The sequence below is a fragment of the Halomonas sp. G15 genome, from assembly GCF_021282295.1.
Lineage (GTDB): Bacteria > Pseudomonadota > Gammaproteobacteria > Pseudomonadales > Halomonadaceae > Halomonas > Halomonas alimentaria.
Window position 1 is genome coordinate 219,223 of sequence record NZ_JAJSPA010000002.1, and the last position, 22,915, is coordinate 242,137.

At 68.4% G+C, this 22,915-nt stretch carries 17 protein-coding genes; 6 read left to right on the forward strand and 11 right to left on the reverse strand.

Translation table 11 applies throughout. The annotated features are described in order from the left end of the window. Positions 1 to 12 precede the first annotated feature (12 nt). On the forward strand, positions 13 to 1,140 hold the full coding sequence (locus LWH48_RS02570) for a DUF294 nucleotidyltransferase-like domain-containing protein (RefSeq protein WP_232911124.1): 1,128 nt from the start codon (positions 13 to 15) through the stop codon (positions 1,138 to 1,140). Here the strand turns inward: LWH48_RS02570 and LWH48_RS02575 are convergent. The 4 genes from LWH48_RS02575 to LWH48_RS02590 are packed head-to-tail and all read right to left on the reverse strand — an operon-like array spanning position 1,106 to position 6,556. Continuing rightward, the gene (locus tag LWH48_RS02575) at positions 1,106 to 3,874 is read right to left on the reverse strand and encodes an ATP-binding protein (RefSeq protein ID WP_232911125.1); all 2,769 of its coding nucleotides are present in this window, start codon (positions 3,872 to 3,874) and stop codon (positions 1,106 to 1,108) included. The genes LWH48_RS02570 and LWH48_RS02575 overlap by 35 nt on opposite strands. Positions 3,875 to 3,877: 3 nt before the next feature. Then, positions 3,878 to 4,096: a hypothetical protein gene (locus LWH48_RS02580; protein ID WP_232911126.1), complete on the reverse strand. Its 219-nt coding sequence runs from the start codon at positions 4,094 to 4,096 to the stop codon at positions 3,878 to 3,880. Between the two features lie 28 nt (positions 4,097 to 4,124). Further along, complete coding sequence (locus LWH48_RS02585; protein WP_232911127.1) at positions 4,125 to 6,185, reverse strand: 3'-5' exonuclease; 2,061 nt, start codon at positions 6,183 to 6,185, stop codon at positions 4,125 to 4,127. Further along, positions 6,185 to 6,556 (reverse strand): response regulator transcription factor, encoded by a 372-nt coding sequence (locus LWH48_RS02590; protein ID WP_232911128.1) that lies wholly within the window; start codon positions 6,554 to 6,556, stop codon positions 6,185 to 6,187. Before LWH48_RS02590 ends, LWH48_RS02585 begins: the two co-directional genes overlap by 1 nt. Positions 6,557 to 6,690: 134 nt before the next feature. On the opposite strand from LWH48_RS02590, the gene LWH48_RS02595 reads away from it, so the two are divergent. The 4 genes from LWH48_RS02595 to LWH48_RS02610 all read left to right on the forward strand — a co-directional run bounded on the left by LWH48_RS02595 (position 6,691) and on the right by LWH48_RS02610 (position 10,651). Continuing rightward, complete coding sequence (locus LWH48_RS02595; protein WP_232911129.1) at positions 6,691 to 7,374, forward strand: glutathione S-transferase; 684 nt, start codon at positions 6,691 to 6,693, stop codon at positions 7,372 to 7,374. A gap of 161 nt (positions 7,375 to 7,535) precedes the next feature. After that, the gene (locus LWH48_RS02600) at positions 7,536 to 9,212 is read left to right on the forward strand and encodes a carbon starvation CstA family protein (protein WP_232911130.1); all 1,677 of its coding nucleotides are present in this window, start codon (positions 7,536 to 7,538) and stop codon (positions 9,210 to 9,212) included. A 16-nt stretch (positions 9,213 to 9,228) separates the two neighbouring features. Then, on the forward strand, positions 9,229 to 9,531 hold the full coding sequence (locus LWH48_RS02605) for a cory-CC-star protein (RefSeq protein WP_023004431.1): 303 nt from the start codon (positions 9,229 to 9,231) through the stop codon (positions 9,529 to 9,531). Positions 9,532 to 9,643: 112 nt separating this feature from the next. Beyond that, on the forward strand, positions 9,644 to 10,651 hold the full coding sequence (locus tag LWH48_RS02610) for an ArsA family ATPase (RefSeq protein WP_232911131.1): 1,008 nt from the start codon (positions 9,644 to 9,646) through the stop codon (positions 10,649 to 10,651). On the opposite strand, the gene LWH48_RS02615 is transcribed toward LWH48_RS02610, so the two are convergent. The 7 genes from LWH48_RS02615 to LWH48_RS02645 form a co-directional block, all read right to left on the reverse strand. Continuing rightward, positions 10,648 to 11,397 carry a YdcF family protein gene (locus LWH48_RS02615; RefSeq protein ID WP_232911132.1) on the reverse strand — a complete coding sequence of 250 codons (750 nt, stop codon included), beginning with the start codon at positions 11,395 to 11,397 and terminating at the stop codon, positions 10,648 to 10,650. The two genes, LWH48_RS02610 and LWH48_RS02615, sit on opposite strands and share 4 nt — an antisense overlap. Positions 11,398 to 11,479: 82 nt before the next feature. Then, positions 11,480 to 12,115, reverse strand: a complete 636-nt coding sequence (nth, locus tag LWH48_RS02620) for an endonuclease III (RefSeq protein WP_232911133.1) — start codon at positions 12,113 to 12,115, stop codon at positions 11,480 to 11,482. Between the two features lie 63 nt (positions 12,116 to 12,178). Next, positions 12,179 to 12,973: an RnfABCDGE type electron transport complex subunit B gene (locus LWH48_RS02625; protein WP_232911134.1), complete on the reverse strand. Its 795-nt coding sequence runs from the start codon at positions 12,971 to 12,973 to the stop codon at positions 12,179 to 12,181. A gap of 6 nt (positions 12,974 to 12,979) precedes the next feature. Next, positions 12,980 to 15,016, reverse strand: coding sequence for a methionine--tRNA ligase (metG, locus tag LWH48_RS02630; RefSeq protein ID WP_232911135.1), 2,037 nt, complete (start codon positions 15,014 to 15,016; stop codon positions 12,980 to 12,982). A gap of 226 nt (positions 15,017 to 15,242) precedes the next feature. Next, the gene (locus LWH48_RS02635) at positions 15,243 to 18,404 is read right to left on the reverse strand and encodes a transglycosylase domain-containing protein (protein WP_232911136.1); all 3,162 of its coding nucleotides are present in this window, start codon (positions 18,402 to 18,404) and stop codon (positions 15,243 to 15,245) included. Between the two features lie 87 nt (positions 18,405 to 18,491). Beyond that, complete coding sequence (gene thiI, locus LWH48_RS02640) at positions 18,492 to 19,973, reverse strand: tRNA uracil 4-sulfurtransferase ThiI (protein ID WP_232911137.1); 1,482 nt, start codon at positions 19,971 to 19,973, stop codon at positions 18,492 to 18,494. A 123-nt stretch (positions 19,974 to 20,096) separates the two neighbouring features. Continuing rightward, positions 20,097 to 20,378, reverse strand: a complete 282-nt coding sequence (locus LWH48_RS02645) for a hypothetical protein (RefSeq protein WP_232911138.1) — start codon at positions 20,376 to 20,378, stop codon at positions 20,097 to 20,099. Positions 20,379 to 20,788: 410 nt separating this feature from the next. On the opposite strand from LWH48_RS02645, the gene LWH48_RS02650 reads away from it, so the two are divergent. Continuing rightward, positions 20,789 to 22,849 (forward strand): TolC family outer membrane protein, encoded by a 2,061-nt coding sequence (locus tag LWH48_RS02650; protein ID WP_332875602.1) that lies wholly within the window; start codon positions 20,789 to 20,791, stop codon positions 22,847 to 22,849. Positions 22,850 to 22,915 lie beyond the last annotated feature (66 nt).

Genomic DNA, 22,915 nt, shown 5'->3' on the forward strand with positions numbered 1-22,915 from the left:
CCGTCGCGAGCCGTGCGCTTCCTGCATCGTGCCTCACCGTGGCGGGAGCTGTTCGCCGGGGATTCCCTGCCGGATCCCGCCACCCTGCCTGACCTGCTCGCGCCGCTGCGCGAGACCCTGGCAAGCCTGGGGCCCCATCCCGATCTCGCCGATGCCCACGCCTGGCAGTCCACCCTGGTGGAGGCCCTGGTGCGTCTCGACCTGCCTGGCTGGCGCATCGCCCAGCTGATCAGCGACCACAACGCCTGGCTCTATCGGCGTGCCATCCGCCTCGCCGAGATCGAGATGCGTGGCCAGGGGTGGGGGGCACCGCCGGTAGGCTACTGCGTGCTGGTGCTGGGCTCCGGTGGGCGCCACGAGAGCCTGCTGGCCCCGGATCAGGACAATGCCATGATCATCGACGACTATCCGGATGCCCGGCACGTCGAGATCGACGGCTACTTCCAGTCACTGGGCGAGCGCTTTACCGCGCGGCTCGATGCGGCGGGGATCCCCCTGTGCAGCGGCCATGTCATGGCGCGCTGGCCGATGTGGCGCAAGCGCCTCTCGGAGTGGCAGCGCCAGCTCGAGATATGGAGCGCCGAGCGGCGTGTGAAGCGGGTGCAGCAGGCCAATATCCTGCTCGACTTCACCCCGGTGCACGGTGACGAGGGCCTCGCCGAGGGACTGCGTGACTGGGTAGCCGAGCGTCTGCCCGCCGCGGGGCTCTTCCTCGACGAGATGGCCGCGCTGCTCGACGAGCAGCCGGTAGCCCTGGATCGCTTCGGCAGGCTGGCCGGTTCGCTGGAGGGGGCGCCCCACGAGCGGGCCGTCAACCTCAAGCACCAGGCGCTGCTGCCGCTGGTTGCCGCGGTGCGCCTGCTGGCGCTGCGCCATGCGGTGCGGGAGACCGACACGCGGCGGCGTCTCGTCGCCCTGGTTGCTCGACAGGCCATCGACACCGCGACCTGCCGGGCACTCACCGCTGCCCACGGTCGCCTGCAGGGGCTGCTTTTGAGCGAGCAGCGCCGCAACCTGGCCGCCGGACGCGCCGCGGACGGCTGGGTGGATGTCGCGCACCTGGGCGAGGACCAGCACCTGCTGCTGCGCCACGACCTGCAGCAGATCAGGTCACTGCAGAAGCGGGCTCGTCGCACGTAGCCGGGGGCGCCTCCGGGAGCTCCATGACCAGGCAGGCACCGCCCAGGTGGGGGGCCTCCTCCACCCACAGTCGCCCGCCCAGGTGGGCGACGATGCCGCGGCTGATGGGCAGGCCGAGGCCGCTGCCCCGGGGGCGGCCGCGTCGCTTGTCCGGCGCCTCCTCGGGGCGCTGGATCTGGTGGAACTTCTCGAACACCCGCTCGCGCTCCTGCTCATCGATGCCGGGGCCGTTGTCCTCCACCGCCAGGCGGTAGTGGGTCTTGTGGCGTACCAGACTCAGGCGCACCCGGGGCCTTGCCTCGTTGGCGAACTTGCCGGCGTTGTCGAGCAGGTTGATGATCACCTGCTCGAGTCGGTCCGGGTCGCCTATCACCGGCGCCTCCTCGAGCTCGATCGCCACCTCCAGCGCCACGCCACGATCTTCCTGCATATGGTGCACCGCATCCACGCTGTGGCGGGCCAGCGCCACCAGATCCAGTCGCTGGGGATTCAGGGTAAGGCGCCCGCTCTCCAGGCGCGCCAGGTCGAGGATCTCCTCGATCAGCCGCGACAGGCGCTGGCTCTCCTTGACCACCACGTCGAGGAAGTGGAGGCGCTTCTCCTCGGGCAGCTCGCCGCTGTCGCGCAGGATCTCGGCGAAGGCGCGGATCGAGGTGAGCGGGGTGCGCAGCTCATGGCTGACCATGGCCACGAACTCGTCCTTGAGCCGGTCGAGCTCGCGCAGGCGTTCGTTGGCGGCGCGCAGCTCCTCGCTGGCCTGGGCCAGTTCGCTGGACTTCTGCTCCAGGCGCCGGTTGATCTCCAGGGTCTCGGAGGTGGTGTCGAGGATGCTGAGGATCGACTCCAGGTCCAGCGCCTCGCCGCGTACTACCGAGTTGATCAGCACCCGCGCCGAGGCGTTGCCCAGCGCCCCGGAGAGTGCCTGCTCGGCACGGGCGATCTGGTTCGGGCTCGCGGGCGCGGCGGCGTCCTCTTCCTCGCTCGACGTGGCGTCGGCAAATACCCGGGCCGTAGCGCCCGTGCCCAGATAACGGTCGAGCAGGGCGCGCAGCTCGCCGCGGGTGGTCTGGCCGTGCCATAGCGAGGTCTGCAGCAGGTGGGGGTGCATCGCCTCGGCGAACAGCGCTGCCTGGGTCTGCTCCAGCGGCGACTGGCGACTGAAAAGCGAGACACCGACCAGCAGGCCGAGGTTGGCGGTCAGGCTCCACAGTAGCGAGTGGGTGTAGATGTCCCAGCCCTCCAGGCCGAACAGCGCGTAGGGACGCAGCCAGGCGATGCCGAAGGGGCCCTGCTCGAGGAAGCCGGCGTCCAGCCAGCCGGACTGGGCGAAACCGGGTATCAGCAGCGTCCAGGCCCATACCAGGGTGCCGGCGATCAGCCCCAGGGCGGCGCCGCGACGATGGGCACCGCGCCAGTACATGCCGACCAGCATGGCCGGAGCGAACTGGCAGGCGGCGGCGAAGGAGACCAGGCCGATGGTTACCAGGCTGTAGGCGTCGCCGACAAGGGCGTGGTAGAGGTAGCCCATCAGCAGAATCAGCACGATGGCCACGCGGCGGATGCCCAGCAGCCAGCCGGCCAGCTCGCCGCTGGCGCTGCGGTGCAGGCGCCGGGTGCGCAGCAGCAGGGGCATGATCAGCTGGTTGCTGACCATGGTGGAGAGGGCGATGGTCTCGACGATCACCATGCTGGTGGCCGCCGAGAGCCCGCCGATGAAGACCAGCAGCGGCAGGCCCTGGAGGTCCGCCGAGAGCGGCAGGGTGAGCACGAAGCTGTCGGGGTCGGCATCGCCCATCAGCAGCAGCCCGGCCATGGCGATGGGGATCACGAACAGGTTGATGGCCAGCAGGTAGAGCGGGAAGAGCCAGCTGGCGCGGGCCAGGTGGCGCTCGTCGACGTTCTCCACCACCAGCACCTGGAACTGGCGGGGCAGGGTGAGGAAGGCGAGGAAGGCCAGCACCAGCATGCCCACCCAGCCGGTGGCGCCGCCGGGGACGGCATTCAGGCCGAGTCGCTCGGCCAGCTCGGGCGTGGCGGCGACCCGGGCGAAGAGGTCGCCGGGACCCTGGAAGAGCACGAAGACGGTAAATACCCCCACCGAGAGGAAGGCCACCAGCTTGACCAGCGACTCGAAGGCGATGGCCGCCACCATGCCCTCGTGGCGCTCGCTGGCGTCCAGATGGCGGGTACCAAAGAGGATGATGAACACCGCCAGCACCAGGGCCACCCAGAACGACTTGTCGAGCCAGAAGGGCTCGTCGGCCAGGCGCAGGTCGGCGGCCTGGGGATAGTTGACCAGCACCGCGTGGCTGACGGTGATCGCCTTGAGCTGCAGAGCGATATAGGGCGTGATGCCGATCAGCGCGATCAGCGCCACCAGCGCACCCAGGCTCGAGCTCTTGCCGTAGCGGGCGCTGATGAAGTCGGCGATGGAGGTGATGCGCTGGGCGCCGGCGATGCGCACCATCTTGCGGATCAGGAAGGGGGCCATCAGCATCGCCAGGGTCGGGCCCAGGTAGATCAGCAGGAAGCTGGGGCCGAACTGGGCGGCCCGCCCCACGCTGCCGTAGAAGGTCCAGGCGGTGCAGTAGACGGCGATGGAGAGCGCATAGACGTTGGGCGAGCCGATCAGCGAGCGGCCCTGCTCGGCGCGGCGGTCGCCCCAGGCGGCGATCAGGAACAGCAGTGCCAGGTAGCCGAAGGCGACGCCAAGCACCACGAGATCGCTGCGCATGGCCTACTCCTCGGGTGGCGGTCGATGCGTGGGGGCCGCCGGGTGCTCCATCAGCCAGGCGGCCAGGCCGATCACCAGGCCCCAGGCGGCGAACAGGTAGAGCGGCAGCCAGGAGATAGCCGCGGCGCGGTCCGGCACCAGCACCAGGGGTGGCGTGAACAGCAGCGCGGCGAGCACGATCAGTGCCAGCAGCCGTTCGCGGCGGCGCGGGGCGCTCAGCATGGCCCGCCCCTGGTGTCAGTGGTGGCGGTCATGAGGCGCAGGCGTCCTCCTTGTTGAGGGCGCTGTTCTGCAGGGCCAGCGCCTTCTCCAGGGTATCGATGCCGCGGGCCTCGAGTCGCGGCAGCAGCGAGAGCCACAGTTCGGCGGTGACCCGGGCGTCGCCCAGGGCGGTGTGCCGGGTGCCGGGCGGGAAGGCGAGGTCGTAGCGCTCGGCCAGGGTGTCGAGGTCGTGGCCGTCGAGGCTGGCATCCAGTGCTCGGGAGATCAGCAGGGTGTCGAGCACCGGCATGTCCAGCTCGATGCCGGCCCCCGGCGGCTGCAGGGCCAGCAGGTCGAAGGCGGCATTGTGGGCCAGGATCACCGCATCCCCCACGTAGTCGCGGAAGCGTGGCAGGGCCACGGAGAGGGGCGGGGCGCCGGCCACTGCATCGTCGGTGATGCCGTGGATGGCGGTGCTGGCCGGCGGGATCGGCTTGCCCGGATCGACGTAGAGATCGAAGGTCTCGCTGGCCAGCAGGCGGGCGTTGACGATGCGACAGGCGCCGATGCTGATCACGGTGTCGCCGCGGCGCAGCTCCAGGCCGGTGGTCTCGGTGTCGAAGGCGACGACCTCCAGGGCGCGCAGTGGGCGCGCGGCCAGCTCGGCATCGGGGGCCGGCAGGTCGGCGATGCCGAAGTCGTGGAATTCGGGGCGTGGCGGGGTCGCCGGAAGTGGCGCACCGACGCGTTCGGTGGCCGGCAGGGGCAGGCGCAGGCGGGCATGCTCGCCGTCGTCATCGGCCAGGCTCCAGGCGTCGCTGGCGTGCTGACGCAGCACGTCGGCCACCCGTGGGTTGAGGGGCAGTGACTCCAGGTGCTGCTGCTGCCACTCGCCGAGGCAGCGCTCGGAGAGCGGCGCACCCCGCCAGATCAGGTCGAGGTAGACCCGCTTGTTGCCCAGGCACACCTCGCCCTCCAGGGGCGTCTCGCCCAGCTTCGCCTCCAGGGTATCGAGCAGCGAGCCGAGCAGCACCAGCAGGGCGCTGGCGTCTCCCTTGAGCCAGGCCGGCATGCCCACGGCGGTGACCTGGCGCTCGGCGGGGCGACGTTCATTGAGGCTGGCCCAGAGGTCGTTGGACCACAGCGGGATCAGGCGTTCGCCCTCCTGCTGCATGCGCTCGACCAGCGAGGCGAGGCCCTCGATGTCCTCGCCCAGGCCCTGACTCTCCTCATGGATCACCCTCTCCAGCCGGCGGCGCATCTCCCCGGCCCCTTCGGGCAGGGCGGAGAGCGCATCGGCGGCGCTGGTCAGGCTGGCGCCGTGGCGGCGCAGGCGTGGCAGGCCGTCGAGCAGCTCGGCCCGGGCACCCATCTCGCTGGTCCAGGCGGCGGTGGTGTCGGTGAGCGTGAGCAGGGTCTCGCCATGGCTGCCGGGCACCCGGCGCAGCATGGCGCGCAGCCAGCGCTCACCGCTGGGGACCAGCACCTCGCGGGGGGTGCCATTGGCGGGCAGCTGGCGCAGGGCGTCCTGCAGGCTCGTGGCCGGCAGCAGGGTCTCGAGTCGCTTACCCAGCCCCAGGCTGGCATGGTCCTCGAACAGCGCCTCGGCGGCCTGGTTGAAGAGCAGGATGCGACGATGGTGGTCGCACAGCAGCAGCGGGGTGTCGAGCACCTGCAGCAACGTTTCCAGCTCCTGGCGGATACGCGCGGCGCTGCGGGCCCCCTCGGCGTGGGCGGTGGCCAGGCGCGAGCGATCGCTGCGCCACGCCTCGCGCACCCGTACCAGGTCGGGCCCGAGGGCACGCAACCAGCCCTCGGGCGGGTAGTCGTCACGGGCATCGGGGTTGGCCACCAGCCGCGCCAGTTGTACCTGCAGGTGGCGCAGCGGGGTGAACAGTTGGCGCTCCAGCAGCAGGCCGACCAGGAAGATGGTTCCGCCGCCGGAGAAGCAACCCGCCCACAGCACCAGCCTGGCGAAGCCCTGGGGCTGGAAGAGGGTGTCGAGCCACAGGGCGAAGGTGGCGCCGCCGAAGATGCTGATGCCGCTGAGCAGCAGCCACAGGCCGATGAGGCGCTGGCGGCGGGGCAGGCCGGAGGGTCGACGCGCCATCAGGACACCTCGGCGAGCAGGGACTTGACCTTCTCCACCAGCGCCTGGGTGGAGAAGGGCTTGGTGACATAGTCGTCGGCACCCAGCGCCAGGCCCTTCTCACGCTCCACCTCACGGCCGTGGGCGGTGAGCATGATGATCGGCAGGCGGGCGTGGGTCGGGTCGCCGCGCAGGCGCTCGAGGACATCGAAGCCGCTGATGCCGGGCAGGCTGATATCCAGCAGCACCAGGTCCGGTGGACCCTCCTCGATGCGCGCCAGGGCGCTCTCGCCATCCTCGGCGGTGACTACCTCGAAGCCGGCCTGCTGCATGAGGAACTCCAGCGACAGGACGATATTGGGTTCATCGTCCACCACCAGCACCTTGGCCATGACGCACTCCTGTTATTTATCGTCGTTGTTGCGGTCAGTCTAAGTGGCCGCCGATGGCCGGGCAAAGACGACCTTGGCAGGAGTCGTTGTGTGCTGCGTGCTAGGGTGACCCCATGGACAACCGGGAGAGTCGCATGATCGAAGTACACCATCTGGAGAATTCCCGCTCGCAGCGGGTCGTGTGGTTGCTCGAGGAGCTGGGTGTCGAGTTCGAGATCGTGACCCATCGGCGCGACCCCCAGACCCTGCTGGCCCCAGACACCCTGCGCGAGCTGCACCCGCTCGGCAAGTCGCCGCTGATCCGGGATCGCAGTCGCAGTGAGCGTGTGCTGGCCGAGTCGGGGGCGATCCTCGACTACCTGGTCGAGCATCACGACCCCGAGGGTCGGCTGGTGCCGCCCGGCGGCAGCGAAGCCTTCGAGCGCTACCGCTTCTGGATGCACCACGCCGAGGGCTCGGCGATGCCCCCGCTGGTGATGCGGCTAGTGTTCTCGCGGCTCGGCCAGCCGCCGGTGCCGGCTCTGGCGCGGCCGCTGGGCAGGCTGTTTGCGCGCGGGGTCGAGCAGCAGTACCTGGGACCGGAGATCCGCCGCCTGGTGGCGTTCTGGGAGGATGAGCTGGCCCGCGGGCCCTGGTTTGCCGGCGAGGCGTTCAGTGTCGCCGATATCCAGATGAGCTTCCCGGTGCTGGCCCTGGCCAGCCGGGGCGGCCTGGAGGGCTACCCGAACCTGCAGGCCTTCCTCGCGGCGTGCCGCGAGCGCGAGGCCTATCAACGCACGGTGGCGCGTATCGGCGAGTTCGGCCTCCACGCCACCTGATGCCATCCGATTCGATGGTTCTAATACTTTCGTCGCGAAAGTGGTGATTAGCCAGCGAAGCGCATGGACGCGAAGGTAACAAGGTTAGACCATTGTCTGCAGGGTCCCGTACCGAGGCCTTGCATCCTGTTCAACCCACACCCACCTGCTAGGAGTGTGCCATGAGTGCCATTCTCGTCCTGGTCCTGGGTCTTGCCGCGATGGCGGCCGGGTACTTCCTGTACTCGAAGTTCATCGCCGAGAAGATCTACCGACTGGACCCCGACTTCAAGACGCCCGCCCACGAGTTCGAAGATGGCGTCGACTTCGTGCCCACCAACCGCTATGTGCTGTGGGGCCACCACTTCACCTCCGTGGCCGGCGCCGCCCCCATTGTCGGGCCCGCCATCGCCGTGATCTGGGGCTGGGTCCCGGCTTTCCTGTGGGTGGTGCTGGGCACCGTGTTCTTCGCCGGGGTGCATGACTTCGGTGCCATCTGGGCCAGCGTGCGCAACAAGGCCAAGTCGGTCGGTGCCCTGACCGGCGATGTGGTCGGCAAGCGCGCCCGCAGCATCTTCATGATCGTCATCTTCCTGGTGCTGCTGATGGTCAACGCGGTGTTCGCCGTGGTGATCGCCGGCCTGATGATGAACTTCTCAAGCGCCGTGGTCCCGGTGTGGGGCGCCATCCTGGTGGCCCTGGTGATCGGCCAGATGATCTATCGCCGCAAGATGAGCCTGCCGATGGTCTCCATCGTCGGCGTTGTCGCGCTCTATGCGCTGATCGGCATCGGTCCCTCGGTGCCCCTGCAGATGCCGGCGGAAGTCGCAGGTGTCTCGGGTAACGCCATCTGGATCCTGCTGCTGTTCGGCTATGCCGCCATCGCCTCGCTGCTGCCGGTGTGGGTGCTGCTGCAGCCCCGCGACTACATCAACGGCCTGCAGCTGTTCGTCGGCCTGATCATCCTCTACGGTGCCATCCTGCTGCTCAACCCGAGCATGGTCGCCCCGGCCTTCAACGACAATGTGCCGGCCGGTACCCCATCGCTGCTGCCGCTGCTGTTCGTGACCATCGCCTGCGGTGCGATTTCCGGCTTCCATGGCCTGGTCTCCTCCGGTACCACCTCCAAGCAGCTCAACAAGGAAACCGACGCCCGCTTCGTCGGCTACTTCGGTGCCGTGGGTGAGGGCATGCTGGCGCTGGCCGCCATCCTCGCCGCGACCGCCGGCTTCGCCAGCCTCGCCGACTGGGAGGCGATGTACACCGCCTTCGGTCAGGGTGGCGTCAACGCCTTCGTCGAGGGTGGCGCCTTCATCATCCACAACGGCCTGGGCCTGCCCGAAGCCACCGCCGCGACCCTGCTCACCGTGATGGCGGCGCTGTTCGCCGGCACCACCATGGATACCGGCCTGCGCCTGCAGCGCTACATCTTCCAGGAGTGGGGCGAGATCTATAATCAGCAGTGGATGAAGAAGCCCGCGGTGGCCACCCTGCTGGCGGTGGGCAGCTGCCTGCTGCTGGCCTTCGGTGCCGGCGGTGCGGATGGTTCCGGTGGCCTGATCATCTGGCCGCTGTTCGGTACCACCAACCAGCTGCTGGCCGGCCTGACCCTGCTGGTGGTCACGGTGATGCTGGTGCGCCTGGGTCGCCCGATGTGGTACACCCTGGCTCCGCTGGCCTTCCTGCTGGTGATGACCATCGCCGCGCTGCTGATCCAGCTGCGCACCTTCTTCGACCAGGGCAACTACTTCCTGCTGGGCCTGGACATCGTGGTACTGGTGGCCGCGATCCTGGTGGCGCTGGAGTGTGTCTCTGCGCTCAAGCGGCTGCGCAACGAGGCGCCTGCCAAGCAGGAGTGAACGCGAGGAGAGAAGGATGAGCGACGACCGACACGAGGGTCGTGAGGCTCGTCTCGAACGGATTCGGGCCTGGCTTAGCCAGGCCCGTTTCTTCGCGGAGGAGGTCTACTCCTCCCCCTATCGGGGCGCGATAGCCCGTGCCCGGCGAGACGAGGACGACCTCTTCATGCTGCTGGTGTTCTCCGAGATGATGGGAGTTCCCAATCCGGCGGCCTACTACACCCTGGAGCTGCAGCCCCTGCTGCTGGAGCGTTTCCATGACTGGCACCGCCGCATGGGCATGGAGCGTTCGCCGCTGGATCATTTCAAGTGTTGCTGAGGCCCTTCGGGCAGTAACAAGGGGCAAGTGACAAGGAACCCCTGCCGGGAGTGATGCGGGGGAAGCATCATCATTGCTTGCAGCTTGCACCGAAAGAATCACGGAACCGCATATGAGAGAGTTACTGGAAAAGCGCCTGCTGTGGGTGGGCGGCAAGGGCGGGGTCGGCAAGACCACCGTGGCCGCGGCCCTGGCGGTGCTCGCCGCCCGACGCGGTAAGCGCGTGCTGGTGGTCTCCACCGACCCGGCCCACAGCCTCGGCGATGTGTTCGACCGCGAGCTGGCCGACACGCCCCGGCGGTTGCTGCCCAACCTCGATGCCATGGAGATCGACCCCGACGCCGAGGTGGAGGCCCACCTGGCCCGGGTCACCTCTCAGATGCGGCGCTACGCGGCGCCGGAGATGATGGCCGAGCTGGAGCGCCAGATGCGCCTGACCCGGCAGTCGCCGGGCACCCAGGAGGCGGCGTTGCTCGAGCGGCTGGCGCGGATCATCACCGATGAGGAGGCCGACTGGGACCTGATCATCTTCGATACCGCGCCCACCGGCCATACCCTGCGGCTGCTGACCCTGCCCGAAGCCATGGCGGCCTGGACCGATGGCCTGCTGGCGCATAACCGCAAGTCCGAGGAGCTGGGCAAGGTGCTCTCACACCTGACGCCCAAGCGCGGCCGCGACGTGGCGAGCCCCTTCGATGATCCGAAGGAGAACGAGCTGGCCGACCTGGACGACAAGACCCGCGATGTGGCGAAGACCCTGATCGATCGCCGGCGCCTCTTCCACCAGGCGCGGCGACGCATCGAGAACGCCGACGAGAGCGGCTTCCTGTTTGTGCTGACGCCGGAACGGCTGCCGATCCTCGAGACCGCCCGGGCCGTGGCGACCCTGGAGGAGGCCCATGTCCCGGTAGCCGGGACCCTGGTCAACCGGGTCATTCCCCCGGAGGCCGATGGCGACTTCCTCAACGCTCGCCGCGAACAGGAGGCCACCTACCTGGCACGCATCGACGAGGAGCTGGGTCACCTGCCGCGCCCGCGGCTGCCCTGGCTGCCCACCGACGTGCAGGGCATCGAGATCCTCGAGCAGCTGGCGGAACGCCTCGAGGCCGAGGGCTTCTAGCGGGTCGGCAGCTGGGTCTTGAGCCAGCTGACCCCGCGACCCAGCCACTCGTGCAGGGCCCGGGTGCTCTGGTTGAGGTGGTAGGCGCGCGGGATCCAGGCATGCAGGCCCGGCGGCGGGGCGCTGGCAAACTCGGTGGGTGCCGCTAGCACCTCCAGGCCCGCCCCCTCGAACTCCGCGCTCGCCCGGGGCAGGTGCCAGGCCTGGGAGACCAGCGCGACGCGCTCGATCCCCGCCGCTTCCAGCATGGCGGCGCTGAAGCGCGCATTCTCCGCTGTGTTGCGGCTCTCGCCCTCCAGCCAGCGTACCGGCACCCCGAAAACCTCACGCAGTGCCGCGGCCATCAGGCTGGCCTCGGCGCTGTGTTCGTCATGGACGCGACCGCCGGTTACCAGGATCGGCCAGTCGCTGCCACGCTGCAGCCAGGCCCCATAGGCCAGGCGTCGCCAGGTGGGATTGCTGGGGGCGTCGCCCCAGCCGAACTCGGGGCTCTGGTAGTCGCGGCCGCCGCCGAGGATGACGATGGCTCCCTCGCCACGCAGGGCCGCTGGGCCGGAGAGCGGCGGCGGTTCCAGCCCCTGGCGCAGGGCGTGACTCGCCACCGGGGTGGCGAGCACCAGCAGGCTCGCCAGCCCCAGGGCGATGAGCAGACCGCCTGTCAGCCGTCGGGCGCCGGCGGCGAGGCCGGCGAGGATCAGCAGGGCGTTGATGACCGGCGGCAGCAGGAGGTATTTCAGCGCTTCCATGTAGTGAACTCGTCGGGGCCTGCCGCCAGTCAATCAGGCTATAAGGGTCGATGCCAGCCTTCAGTCGTCAACGGCTGCCTGGCTACAGCTCGGTCTTCTCCTTGAACTCGCAGAGATTCTCGATCACGCAGCTGCCGCAGCGGGGCTTGCGTGCCACGCAGGTGTAGCGGCCATGCAGGATCAGCCAGTGGTGGGCATCCTGGCGAAACTCCTTCGGCACATGGCGCAGCAACTTCTTCTCCACCTCGACCACATCCTTGCCGCGGGCGATGCCGGTGCGGTTGGAGACCCGGAAGATATGGGTGTCCACGGCGATGGTGGGCTGGCCGAAGGCGGTGTTGAGGATCACATTGGCTGTCTTGCGCCCGACACCAGGTAGTGCCTCGAGGGCGGCCCGGGTCTCGGGCACCTCGCCGCCATGCTTCTCCACCAGCAGGTGGCAGGTCTTCATCAGGTTCTCGGCCTTGGTGTTGTAGAGGCCGATGGTCTTGATGTGCTCCTTGAGCCCCTCGAGGCCGAGTTCGATGATCGCCTGGGGGGTGTTGGCGACGGGGAAGAGTCGGGCCGTGGCCTTGTTGACGCCGACGTCGGTGGCCTGGGCGGAGAGCAGCACCGCGGCGAGCAGCTCGAAGGGGGTCTTCCAGTGGAGCTCGGTGGTGGGCTCGGGGTTGTGTTCGCGCAGTCGCGCGAAGATCTCGTAGCGTTTCTGGGCGTTCATGATGTTGGGTTTTTGCCTGTGCAGGATCAGCCCCGGGCGGTAAGTCGGGAAAGTGTCATCGGATCATTCAGCCGTGCCTGCTTGCTCCAGCGCGCTTCTGGCCTCGGCGAGCAAGCGTTCGGCCTCGGGGAGCTGAGCGCGGGCGGTGGCTTCTGCCTCGGCGTCACCGCGACGCCGGGCGCTCTCCAGCTGCTGCTGCACACGCTTGACGGCCTGTTCGGCGGCCTTGAGGGCCATCTGGCGCTGGCGCTTCACGACCACGTTCCCGGGAGTGGCCGCAGCTGCTGTGCTGTCGGCGCGCCGGCGCTGCTGCATCAGGCGCTTCTGGCGCTCCAGGCGCTTGTCGCGGGCCTCCCTTGCCAGACGCGCCTGGCGGGCACGGTGGCGGCGGCGCCCCAGCTCGGCACGCTGCGCCAGGTAGGCGTCGCGCTCAGCCTCGCTTTCGGCGGCCTGCCAGGCGGGATGGGGCACCAGGTCGATGCAGTCCACCGGGCAGGGCGCCACGCACAGCTCGCAGCCGGTGCACTCATCAACGATCACCGTATGCATGCGTTTGGCCGCCCCCAGGATGGCGTCCACCGGACAGGCCTGGATGCACTTGGTGCAGCCGATGCACTCCGCCTCGCGGATAACCGCGGCCAACGGCAGCTGGGCGGGCTCCGCCAGGGGCTGTGCGGGCTGGCCGGTCAGCTCGGCCAGCCGGTCGAGGGTGAACTCGCCACCGGGTGGGCAGCGGTTGATGGGCTCGCCGTCGGCGATCGCCTCGGCATACGGCAGGCAGCCATCGAAGCCGCACTTGCCGCACTGGGTCTGGGGCAGCAGGGCATCGATGGCCTCGATCAGGTCACGGCGACTCACGGTGGCTCAGGTCACCCGCTGGCCGGGCTCGGCGCCGGTGTCCGGCGAGAGCAGGTAGATACCCTCGTCGTTGGCCGAGGCCAGCACCATGCCTTCGGAGACACCGAAGCGCATCTTGCGCGGCGCCAGGTTGGCGACCATCACGGTGAGTCGGCCCTCCAGCGCCTCGGGGGCGTAGGCGGCGCGGATGCCGGAGAAGACCGTACGGCTCTCGCCGCCCAGGTCGAGGGTCAGCTTGAGCAGCTTGTCGGCGCCCTCGACGTATTCCGCCTTGGCGATGCGGGCGATGCGCAGATCCACCTTGATGAAGTCGTCGAAGGAGACCTCTGGGGCGATCGGCTCGTCGGCTAGGGGCCCCTTGGGGGTCTCCTTGAGTTTCTGTTCTTCCACCAGGTCCTCCTTGGACGCCTCGATCATGGCGTCGATCTTCTCCCGCTCCACGCGGGTCATCAGCGGCTTGAACTTGGCGATCTCGTGGTTCAGCAGCACCTCGTGGCGGCTGTGCCAGTCCAGCGACTCGAGCTTGAGGAAGTCGCGGGCGCCCTCCGCCATGGCCGGCACCACCGGGGCCAGATAGACCATCAGCTGGCGGAACAGGTTGATGCCCACCGAGCAGATATCCAGCACCTCCTGCTCGCGACCCTCCTGCTTGGCCAGCACCCAGGGCTCGGCCTCGGCGATATAGGTGTTGGCCTCGTCGGCCAGCTCCATCACCAGGCGCATGGCGCGGCCGAACTCGCGAATCTCGAACTGCTCGGCGATCTCGTCGCCGGCACTGATGAAGCGGGCCACCAGCTCCGGTTCGGCGCAGTGAGCCGAGAGCCTGCCGCCACCCAGCTTCTTGACGAAGCCGGCACAGCGGCTGGCGATGTTGACCACCTTGCCGACCAGGTCGCTGTTGACCCGGGCGGCGAAGTCCTCGAGGTTGAGGTCCAGGTCGTCGACCCGGGAGGTGAGCTTGGCGGCGAAGTAGTAGCGCAGGTACTCCGGGTTCAGGTGGTCCGCGTAGGTCGCGGCCTTGATGAAGGTGCCCCGGGACTTGGACATCTTGGCGCCGTTGACGGTGACGAAGCCGTGGCAGTTGACCGCCGTGGGGGTGCGGAAGTCGGCGCCATGCAGCATCGCCGGCCAGAACAGGGCGTGGAAGTAGACGATGTCCTTGCCGATGAAGTGGTAGACCTCGGCGTCGCTGTCCTTATTCCAGTAGCTGTCGAAGTCGATGCCTTCGCGATCGCAGAGGTTCCTGAAGCTGGCCAGGTAGCCGATCGGCGCGTCGAGCCAGACGTAGAAGTACTTGCCCGGGGCGTCGGGGATCTCGAAGCCGAAGTAGGGGGCGTCGCGGGAGATGTCCCACTCGTTGAAGCCGGCCTCGAACCACTCCATCAGCTTGTTGCGGATCTGCGGCTGGACGTGGCCGTCGTTGATCCAGCGGTGCATGAAGTCGGCGAAGTCGGGCAGCTTGAAGAAGTAGTGGGTGGAGCCGCGGACCTCGGGGGTAGCGCCGGAGATCGCCGACACCGGGTCGATCAGGTCGGCCGGGGTATAGGTGGCGCCGCACGCCTCGCAGTTGTCGCCATACTGGTCGTCGGCCTTGCACTTGGGGCAGGTGCCCTTGATGAAACGGTCGGCCAGGAACAGTCCCTTCACCGGATCGTACATCTGCTCGATGTCGCGGGTGGCGATATGCCCCTTGTCGCGCAGACGGGTGTAGATCAGTTCGCTGAAGTAGCGATTCTCTTCCGAGTGGGTCGAGTGATAGTTGTCGAAGGCCACGCCAAAGGTGGCGAAGTCCGCCTGGTGCTCGCGGCTGACGCGGTCGATCAGCGCCTCGGAGGTGATGCCCTCCTGTTCGGCGCGCAGCATGATGGCGGTGCCGTGGGCGTCATCGGCGCATACGTAGTGGCACTGCTGGCCGCGGCTCTTCTGGAAACGCACCCAGATGTCGGTCTGGATGTACTCGAGCAGGTGGCCGAGGTGGATGGCGCCGTTGGCGTAGGGCAGGGCGCTGGTGACCAGGATCTTGCGCGTGGCGTTCGTCGACATATCGGCTCTTGAATCCCAGGAAAATCAGACGCTCGATTGTAGCCGGGATGGCGCCTGACTGCACCCGGCAGGCTGGGGCATGCGGGCTATCGCAGTTACCATGGCGTCCTTTGTGGGAGCGCATATTCTGCGCGATGGCGCCAGCAGGCACCCTTGTACCACCGCGATCGCCGATAAATCGGGCTCCCACAATAGCGATGTCTCTATCTGCGATGTCCCAGCTGGTTCAGGAGGCGTCGTTGGGCTGGCGGGTGTCGTCGGCCATCAGCGGTTCGGATGGCGAGCCGGGGCGGCAGCGGTTCTGTTCTCCCGGGGTGAGGTAGGGGGTGAGGAGGGGAGCCATGCCCTTGAGTACCTGTACCGGCAGTGCCGAGGTGAAAGCAAAGTTTGCGGCGTCGCTGCCGGGGACATAGGCAGTGAGGGTGCCGAAGTGGTTGGCGCCGAGGTGGAAGACGAAGGTGGCGGTGCGGCTGCGCGCCTCGGAGTGGATCACCTGGCCCGAGGCGGTGACGGTCTGGAAGCGGTTGTCGCCGGTGCCGGTCTTGCCGCCCGCGGCGAGCGGAGTGCCGTCCTCCAGGGCAAAGCTTCTCTGCAGGCGCCGCGCGGTGCCGTCCTCGACTACCTGCCCCAGGGCGCGGCGCAGGGTGGCGGCCACCTCCGGCGCCATGACCCGCCGTGCGCGCGAGGCGTCGGCCACGAAGCGGGTCTCGTAGGGGGTATCGGCGGCGAAGTGCAGCGAGTCGATGCGTCTCGTGGGCAGGCGTATGCCGTCGTTGAGGATGATGCCGACCAGCTCGGCCAGGGCGGCGGGGCGGTCGCCGGAGCTGCCCAGCGCCGTGGCCAGCGAGGGCACCAGGTGGGCGAAGGGATAGCCCAGACGTTCCCAGCGACGCTGGATCTCGGTGAAGGCCTCCGTCTCGAGCATGGTGCGTATGCGTGAATCCCGGGCCCCGCGGTGGCGGGTTCGGAACAGCCAGCCGTAGACCTCCTGGCGAGCTTCGCGGCTGGACCGCTCGGCATCGGCGTAGTCGGCATCGGGGCGATCGATGAGGAAGCCCACCAGCCACAGCTCCAGCGGGTGCACCCCGGCGATATAGCCCTGGTCGGAGAGGCTGAGGGTGCTGGGGTCGCTGCGCTCGTGCAGAGCGGTAAGGTCGAGGTCGAGGTCGAGCCGCCGCCGGTCGTCCAGGCGCTCGGCGAGGAAGGCGGTCAAGGCGATGGAGTCACCTTCGGGGTAGAGGTAGCGGAAGGCCGCGGCCAGGCGGCGGGCATCGGGCTTGAGGCCGCCGAGCAGGGCCTCCTGGCGTGCGCTGGTGTCGAGGTGGCGGTATTTGCGCCAGAAGCGTTGCAGGAAGACGCGCCCCTCGCGGTCGGCGAAGCTCGCCAGGTAGTCGAGGCGTCGGGGGTCGTCGTCGTCCTCCAGCAGGCGCCGGCGATCGGCCTCCTGATGAATGGTGAACTGCACCAGGTCGCGCATCAGGCGCACGAAGGGCAGGTTCAGCGACTCGCGCAGCGCCTCCTCGAGGGTCGGTCGGCGGCGGTCGTCCTGGCGGCTGAAGTTGCTGAAGGTGTGGCGTCCGCCGCCGGTGAAGAAGGCCTCGTGGGGGCTGGCGGAGTAGCGGCGCTGCATGGCGCCCTCGAGCAGCTCGGCCAGGCTGATCTCCGGTCGGGCGACCAGGCGCTCGATCACGAAACGGCGGATGGCGTCCTGGCGATCCACCGGCAGGGCGCGCAGGGTCTCGCCCGGCTGGCCGGCATACTGGGCATGGAGCTCGGCGACCACTTCCAGGTAGCTGGCCAGCACGCGCAGCTTGGCGGTGGAGCCGAGCTCGAGCTTGCTGCCCTGGTTGAGGTCGAAGGGCTGGTCGCCGTTGTCGGTCTGCACGCGGACATCGAAGCCCGCTTCGCCACGCTCCAGCAGAGTGAAGCTGTAACGCACGGCGGCGGCGCTGTCGGCATCCAGCAGGCGTTCCCCGACAAGCCCCTGGGCGGCGGCGAACTCGGGGTCGGCGAGCCTGTGGAGGTGCTCGGTGACGGTCGACTGCAACTCGGCATCGAGAGTGGTGGTGGCCGAGAGGTCGAGGCGGTCCAGTTCCTGCAGTGAGACGCCCAGCAGCCCAGCCATGCGGGTGCGGGCGACCTGCAGCGTCTTGCCGGCCTCGACACGCGGGCGAATGGGGTCCTGGGCGAAGTCGCGGAACTCCAGCCGCTGGGCCCGGGCGACATCCCGAAGCGCAGGGGAGATCACGCCATGCTCGGCCAGAAGCCCGAGGTAGCTGTCAGTCAGTGCCTCGAGGGACTCTCGCCCGGCATTGAGATAGCCGCTGGGGCGGCGCTGGGCGATCATCAGCGCCAGGGTGCGACGCAGGGCCTGGCCGTGGGCCGCGGTGGGCGGCGCGGCGCTGGGCACCTCGTGCAGCAGGCGGTTGGTGGCGGCGAAGTCTGCATTGAACCAAGCCCAGAGGGCATCACCAAGGCCGTGCACCTCACCGCTGCCGGGCACGGCGGCGAGTGGCACCGTATTGAGGTAGTCCAGTGCGATATCGCGGCGGGTGCTGAGGGTCTCGGGGCCGTTGCGGTAGCTGCGAACGCTGGCCGAGACCATCTGGCGGAGCTTCTCGGTGGGCGAGTGGGTCACGCCTCCGGGGGAGTGGCGGTACTTCTCGATCTGAGTAGCCAGGGTGCTGCCGCCGGCGGACTGGCCGGGCAGGTCCAGCGCCTGGCCCACCTGGGAGAGGGCCGCGCGGGCGAAGCGTGGCCAGTCCACCGCGGGGTTGGCGTGGGGACTCTCGCTGTCCAGCAGGCCGCGGTTCTCGATGAACAGCAGCATCGCCAGTGCCACGGGCGGGATGGACTCGAAGTCGGGATAGTGGCGCTCTGGATGGCGAAAGTGGTAGAGCGGCTCGCCGCTGCAGGTGGCGACGTCTAGCCCGGCCGAGGCCTTCTCGCGGTAGGGTGGGAACAAGCCGCGCTGGGTATAGCGCATCAGCGCCGGTGAGAAGCGCGCCTGCTGCTCGATGGCGAAGTCACTCTGCAGCAGCCGGCGCTGGAAATCGGCCAGGCGGGTGTAGCCGAGGCGTGCGTCGAAGGGGCCGTGTGCCGGCGGTTGCCAGCGCTCGCTGGGCCCGGGGGCCAGCGCATAGGTGAGCTGGCCGGCATAGCGGGAGAGTTCGCGGGCCTGCCACTCCGAGGAGCGCACCTCGGCCACCACCAGGCCCGCCACGGCGGTACCGACCAGGGCGAGGACGAGCAGCAGCCAGGGCCATAGCCGGCGCCGCCGGACCTCGCGAGGCTCGGCCAGGCGTGGCGGCCGCGGCCAGCCGTCGTCGAGCAGTATCTCGCCATTTCCGGCGTCTCTGTATGGGGCCTGACGCCTGCGCCTGACCATCGTCTCGCTCCCGGGGTGACCCTTCGTGTAACGAAAGGTATCTTTCCCTCCAGCGTAGACGCTCCAACGCCAGGTGAGACGGCAAATTCAACGCACCGAGGACGCGAGGTAGACCCCGAAATGGGTGAGGCCGCGATCATGTAGATGCAGGGCCTGCATGCGACTCATCACCCCCTGGTCGCAGTAGAGGAAGTAGTGGCGGTCATCCGGCAGTTGCGAGGCGCGCTGCTGGAGCTCATAGAAGGGAATCTCCAGACGCCGTCCCGTTGGCAGGGTTAGCGGGGCCGCCTCTCGCTCCCCCTCGGGGCGGATATCGATGACGCTGACGTCCTCGCCCTCCCGGGCCTCGAGCACCTCGTCTTTGGTCTGGGCAGCAAGTGTGGCGCCAGGGGACTCGGCGAGACGATCGATGCGAGTGATCTCCGCGGCGTCGATGGCGGCATCGAGCACCGCGAAGTCGAAGTCGGCCTCGGCCGCGGCGATCTGGTCACGGCGAGCACGGGTGTGGGGGCGGCGTGAGATCACCCCGCAGTACTCCGGCATGCTCTCGGCGAAGCGCGCGGTGTCGATCTCGCGGGCCTGGGTGATAATGGTCTGCTTGTCATCGGTCAGCAGCGGGCGCAGCAGCGGCAGCTCGCTGGCATCGTCGATCAGCGCCAGGTTGGTCAGGGTCTGGCTGGAGACCTGAGCGATGGCGTCGCCGGTGACCAGCGCCGGCACCCTGGCACGCCGGGCAAGGCGCGAGGCGGCACGCACCATCATGCGCTTGAGCACCACGCCCATCATGCCGTCTGGCACCTGGCGGAGGATCTCGCCGACTACCGGCTCGAAGGGCACCGAGATGAAGTTGACCCGGTGCGATGCGCTGTAGCGCTGCCAGAGGTGGTGGGTCACCTCGCGTACGCCGCGCTCATGCTCGGGGCCGCCGAGGTTGAAGAACAGGAAGTGGGTCTTGATGCCGCGGCGGATCATCCGCCAGGCGGCCACCGGCGAATCGTAGCCGCCGGAGATCAGTGCCATGGCCTGGCCCTGCAGACCGAGGGGGTAGCCGCCGAGGCCCGGCAGGCGGCGGTCGATCAGGCGCAGCCGTTGATCCACGACCTCCACCGTCACCTTCACCTCGGGGTGCGTCAGATCGACGCGGGCATCGGGGGCGGCGGCCAGCAGTGCCGCGCCGAGATGGCGCTCCAGATCCGCCGAGGTGAAGTCATGGGAGCCCCGCCGCTTGGCCGAGACGCGGAAGCGCCGCCCGGCGATGTGAGCCTGCCAGCGCGGCACGACCTGGGCGGTGATCTCGTCAAGGTCGCTGAAATCGACCTCGCGCACCTCCTGTACTTCCTGAACGCCGGGCATCCGCGTAAGGCGGGCCTCCACCTCGTCGACCAGCGCCGCGCCGGCACTTGCGGGCAGCGAGACCCGCAGCATGTCCCAGCCATCGCGTACCGCGATGCGTCGATCCAGCGGCTTCAGGGTATTGCGCACGTTGGCGGCGAGGCAGCGGGTCATGTGTCGGCGCACGGAGCGCGACTTGATGGTGATCTCGGGAAACAGCTTGAGCAGGTAGTACATGATGGTGAGGGCTGTACAGCTCCAGTAAAAACAAGGTTTTACCATTCTACCAGAGCCGCAGTGCCCGGACACGACGACGCCCGGACGGAGCCGGGCGTCGTGGGTCTGTCGAGCGGGGAGGGCTCAGTAGAGCGCCTGCTCCTCGCCAACCACCTCGCGCAGCAGCTCGAGGAACAGCTTGTCAGCCTCGGAATGGTCGGCGGGGTCCTCCGGGATATGCACGCTGGTGGTGTCCGAGATCTCGTTGGCGATGCGTGCCATGACCGCCTGGGAATGGCCTTCCGGCAGGTGGCGACGGGCGATCTCCAGCGACTGCTCGAGGATCCTGGGGTCCTGCAGCAGCTTCTTGATGAAGCCCCGCAACTCGTTGATGACGCGCGTCTTCTGGATTTCCGATGAGGACATGGCTTTCTCCTTGTGATGACCGGCCGTGTCGATGGCCGAGACGATAGCACGTTTGCCCGCGCGGGGAGAGGCCCCGCGGTACCTGTAAGCTTTGTCCTACATCAGAAAAGCACAATCTCCTAAAGGAGTGTGTGCAATTGTGCTGGACAATGCCCCGCCCTGCGTTACGCTAAGTTACAAATACGTCATGACGCTGGATTGAGTGATCTGGTCACTTGGGGTGGGCTGAGGTCAGGCGCCTCGCGAGAGGTGGGCGTGAATGGCGTAGTCAAGCTTCAGGGGAACCTTCAGGCGGGAAAGGAAGCGCCGGTCGCGCGTAAAGATGCGTCGACTGCGGCCCGACAACAGCAAGCTCGTGTTCCGCGGGCCTCCACAGCGAGCCCCGGATCATTCATCGCAAGGGAATCGTCATGAATCGCACACTCGCAACGTCCTCCTCTCGTCGTCTGGCCGGTGCCGCCACGTTGGGTGCCGCCCTGACCCTCATGCCCATTGCCGCAGCGGTGGCCCAGAGCCTGCCGCCGGGGCTCGCCGCACCGGGCTCGGCGGACCTGACCAGCGTGGTGCGACAGGCGCTGACCACCAACCCCGAGGTGCATGCTGCCTGGAATGGGTTGCGCGCCGCCGACAACGACGTCGATGTGGCCTTCGGTAACTACCTGCCCAGCGTCGATGCCAATGCCGGTATCGGTCGCGAGTACCGTGAAGGCGATACCGGTACCCTGACGCAGCCTCACAGTGGCAGCTACGAGACCCGCTTCGCCGAGATCACCCTGTCCCAGATGATCTACGACGGCTTCGCCACCGCCAGCGAGGTGGAGCGCCTCGACCGCGCCAAGCTGGTGCGCTACTACGAACTGATCGGGGCCAGCGAGAACGTCACCCTGGAGGCGACCCGTGCCTATCTGGATGTGCGCCGCTACCGCGAGCTGGTGAGCCTGGCCCAGCAGAACTATGCCGACCACCTGCGGGTGTTCAGCCAGATCGAGGAGCGCGTGCAGTCGGGCGCCGGCCGCGGGGTGGACCTCGAGCAGATCAGTGGCCGCCTGGCCCTGGCCGAGTCCAATCTGATGACCGAGGCCTCCAACCTGCATGACGTCACGGCGCGCTTCCAGCGCATCGTCGGCGAGCTGCCCGCCGCCCAGCTGGCGCCGGCACCGGAACTCGACGACCGCCTGCCGCCCAACGTGGCCGCGGCGCTGGACATGGCCTTCCAGGGCAACCCGGAGTTCCATGCCGCCATCGAGAACATCGAGGCCAGCCGCGCCGAGCGCGAGGGCACCAAGGCCGCCTTCCATCCCCGCCTCGACCTGCGCGGGCGTGCCGGCACCTACCGCAACGACTCCGGCTACGAGGGACTGGGGGATCGCGAGCGCCAGACCATCGAACTGGTGGCGAGCATGAACCTCTACCGCGGTGGCAGCGACCTGGCCTCGTTCCGCGCGGCCAGCGACCGCGTCGAGCAGTCGATCAACCTGCGCGAGAAGGCCTGCATCGACGTTCGTCAGACCACCCAGATCGCCTATAACGATACCCAGCGCCTGCGCGAGCAGCTCCAGTATCTCAACCAGCACCGTCTCTCTATCGACCGCGTGCGCGGTGCCTATCAGCAACAGTTCGATATCGGCCAGCGCACCCTGCTCGACGTGCTGGACAGCGAGAACGAGTATTTCGAGGCTAGCCGCGCCTTCGTCAATGCCCAGTACGATGTGGCCCTGGCGGATGCCCGCACCCTGGCGGCCATGGGGCAGCTGATGAAGACCCTGGGCGTGGTGCGCGATGACATGCCGACCCTGGCCGAGATGGGCAGCGACGGCGTGGCCCTCGACCCCGATACCATCTGCCCGGCGGATGGCCCCATGGGCTTCACCCTGGCGGACTTCACCGGCGGCATCGAGGCGCCCACCCGGGCACCGGATATCACCCTCTCCGCGGACGCCCTCTTCCAGATCAACAGCGCCGAGCTCTCCGCCGAGGCGCGCAGCGAGCTCTCGGACCTGGCCGAGCAGATCCGTGGCCGCACCGACCTCGAGCGGATCTTCATCGCCGGCCATGCCGATACCACCGGCAATGACGCCATCAACGATCCGCTCTCCCAGCGGCGCGCCGATAGCGTGGCCAGCTACCTGGCTAGTCAGGGCGTGGATCGCAACCTGCTCCAGACGCGCGGTTACGGCTCTCGCGAGCCGGTGGCCACCAATGCCACCGTGGAGGGTCGTCGCCAGAACCGTCGCGTCGAGGTGACACTGGAGCGCGTCGGTGAGAACCTCGACATGACCGACTTCCGCCCCGCGGCCCTCGACGCCCTGGCGTCGCGCTCGCCCGGCAGTGCGTCCCGGGTCTTGCCGGCGCCCACGGCGGACGACTTCGCCCCCGTGGCCGGTGGTCTCTATGCCGAGATCGATGCGCTGGTGGCGGCGGAGCCGGCGAGCTACGCGCAACTGGCCCCGGGGGCTGCTTCTCGCGGCTGAGCGCCCTTTGGCCTTATGCCGGGGGAGACGGACTGTTCCCCGGTGCTCCCCTGGCCCCATCGACCT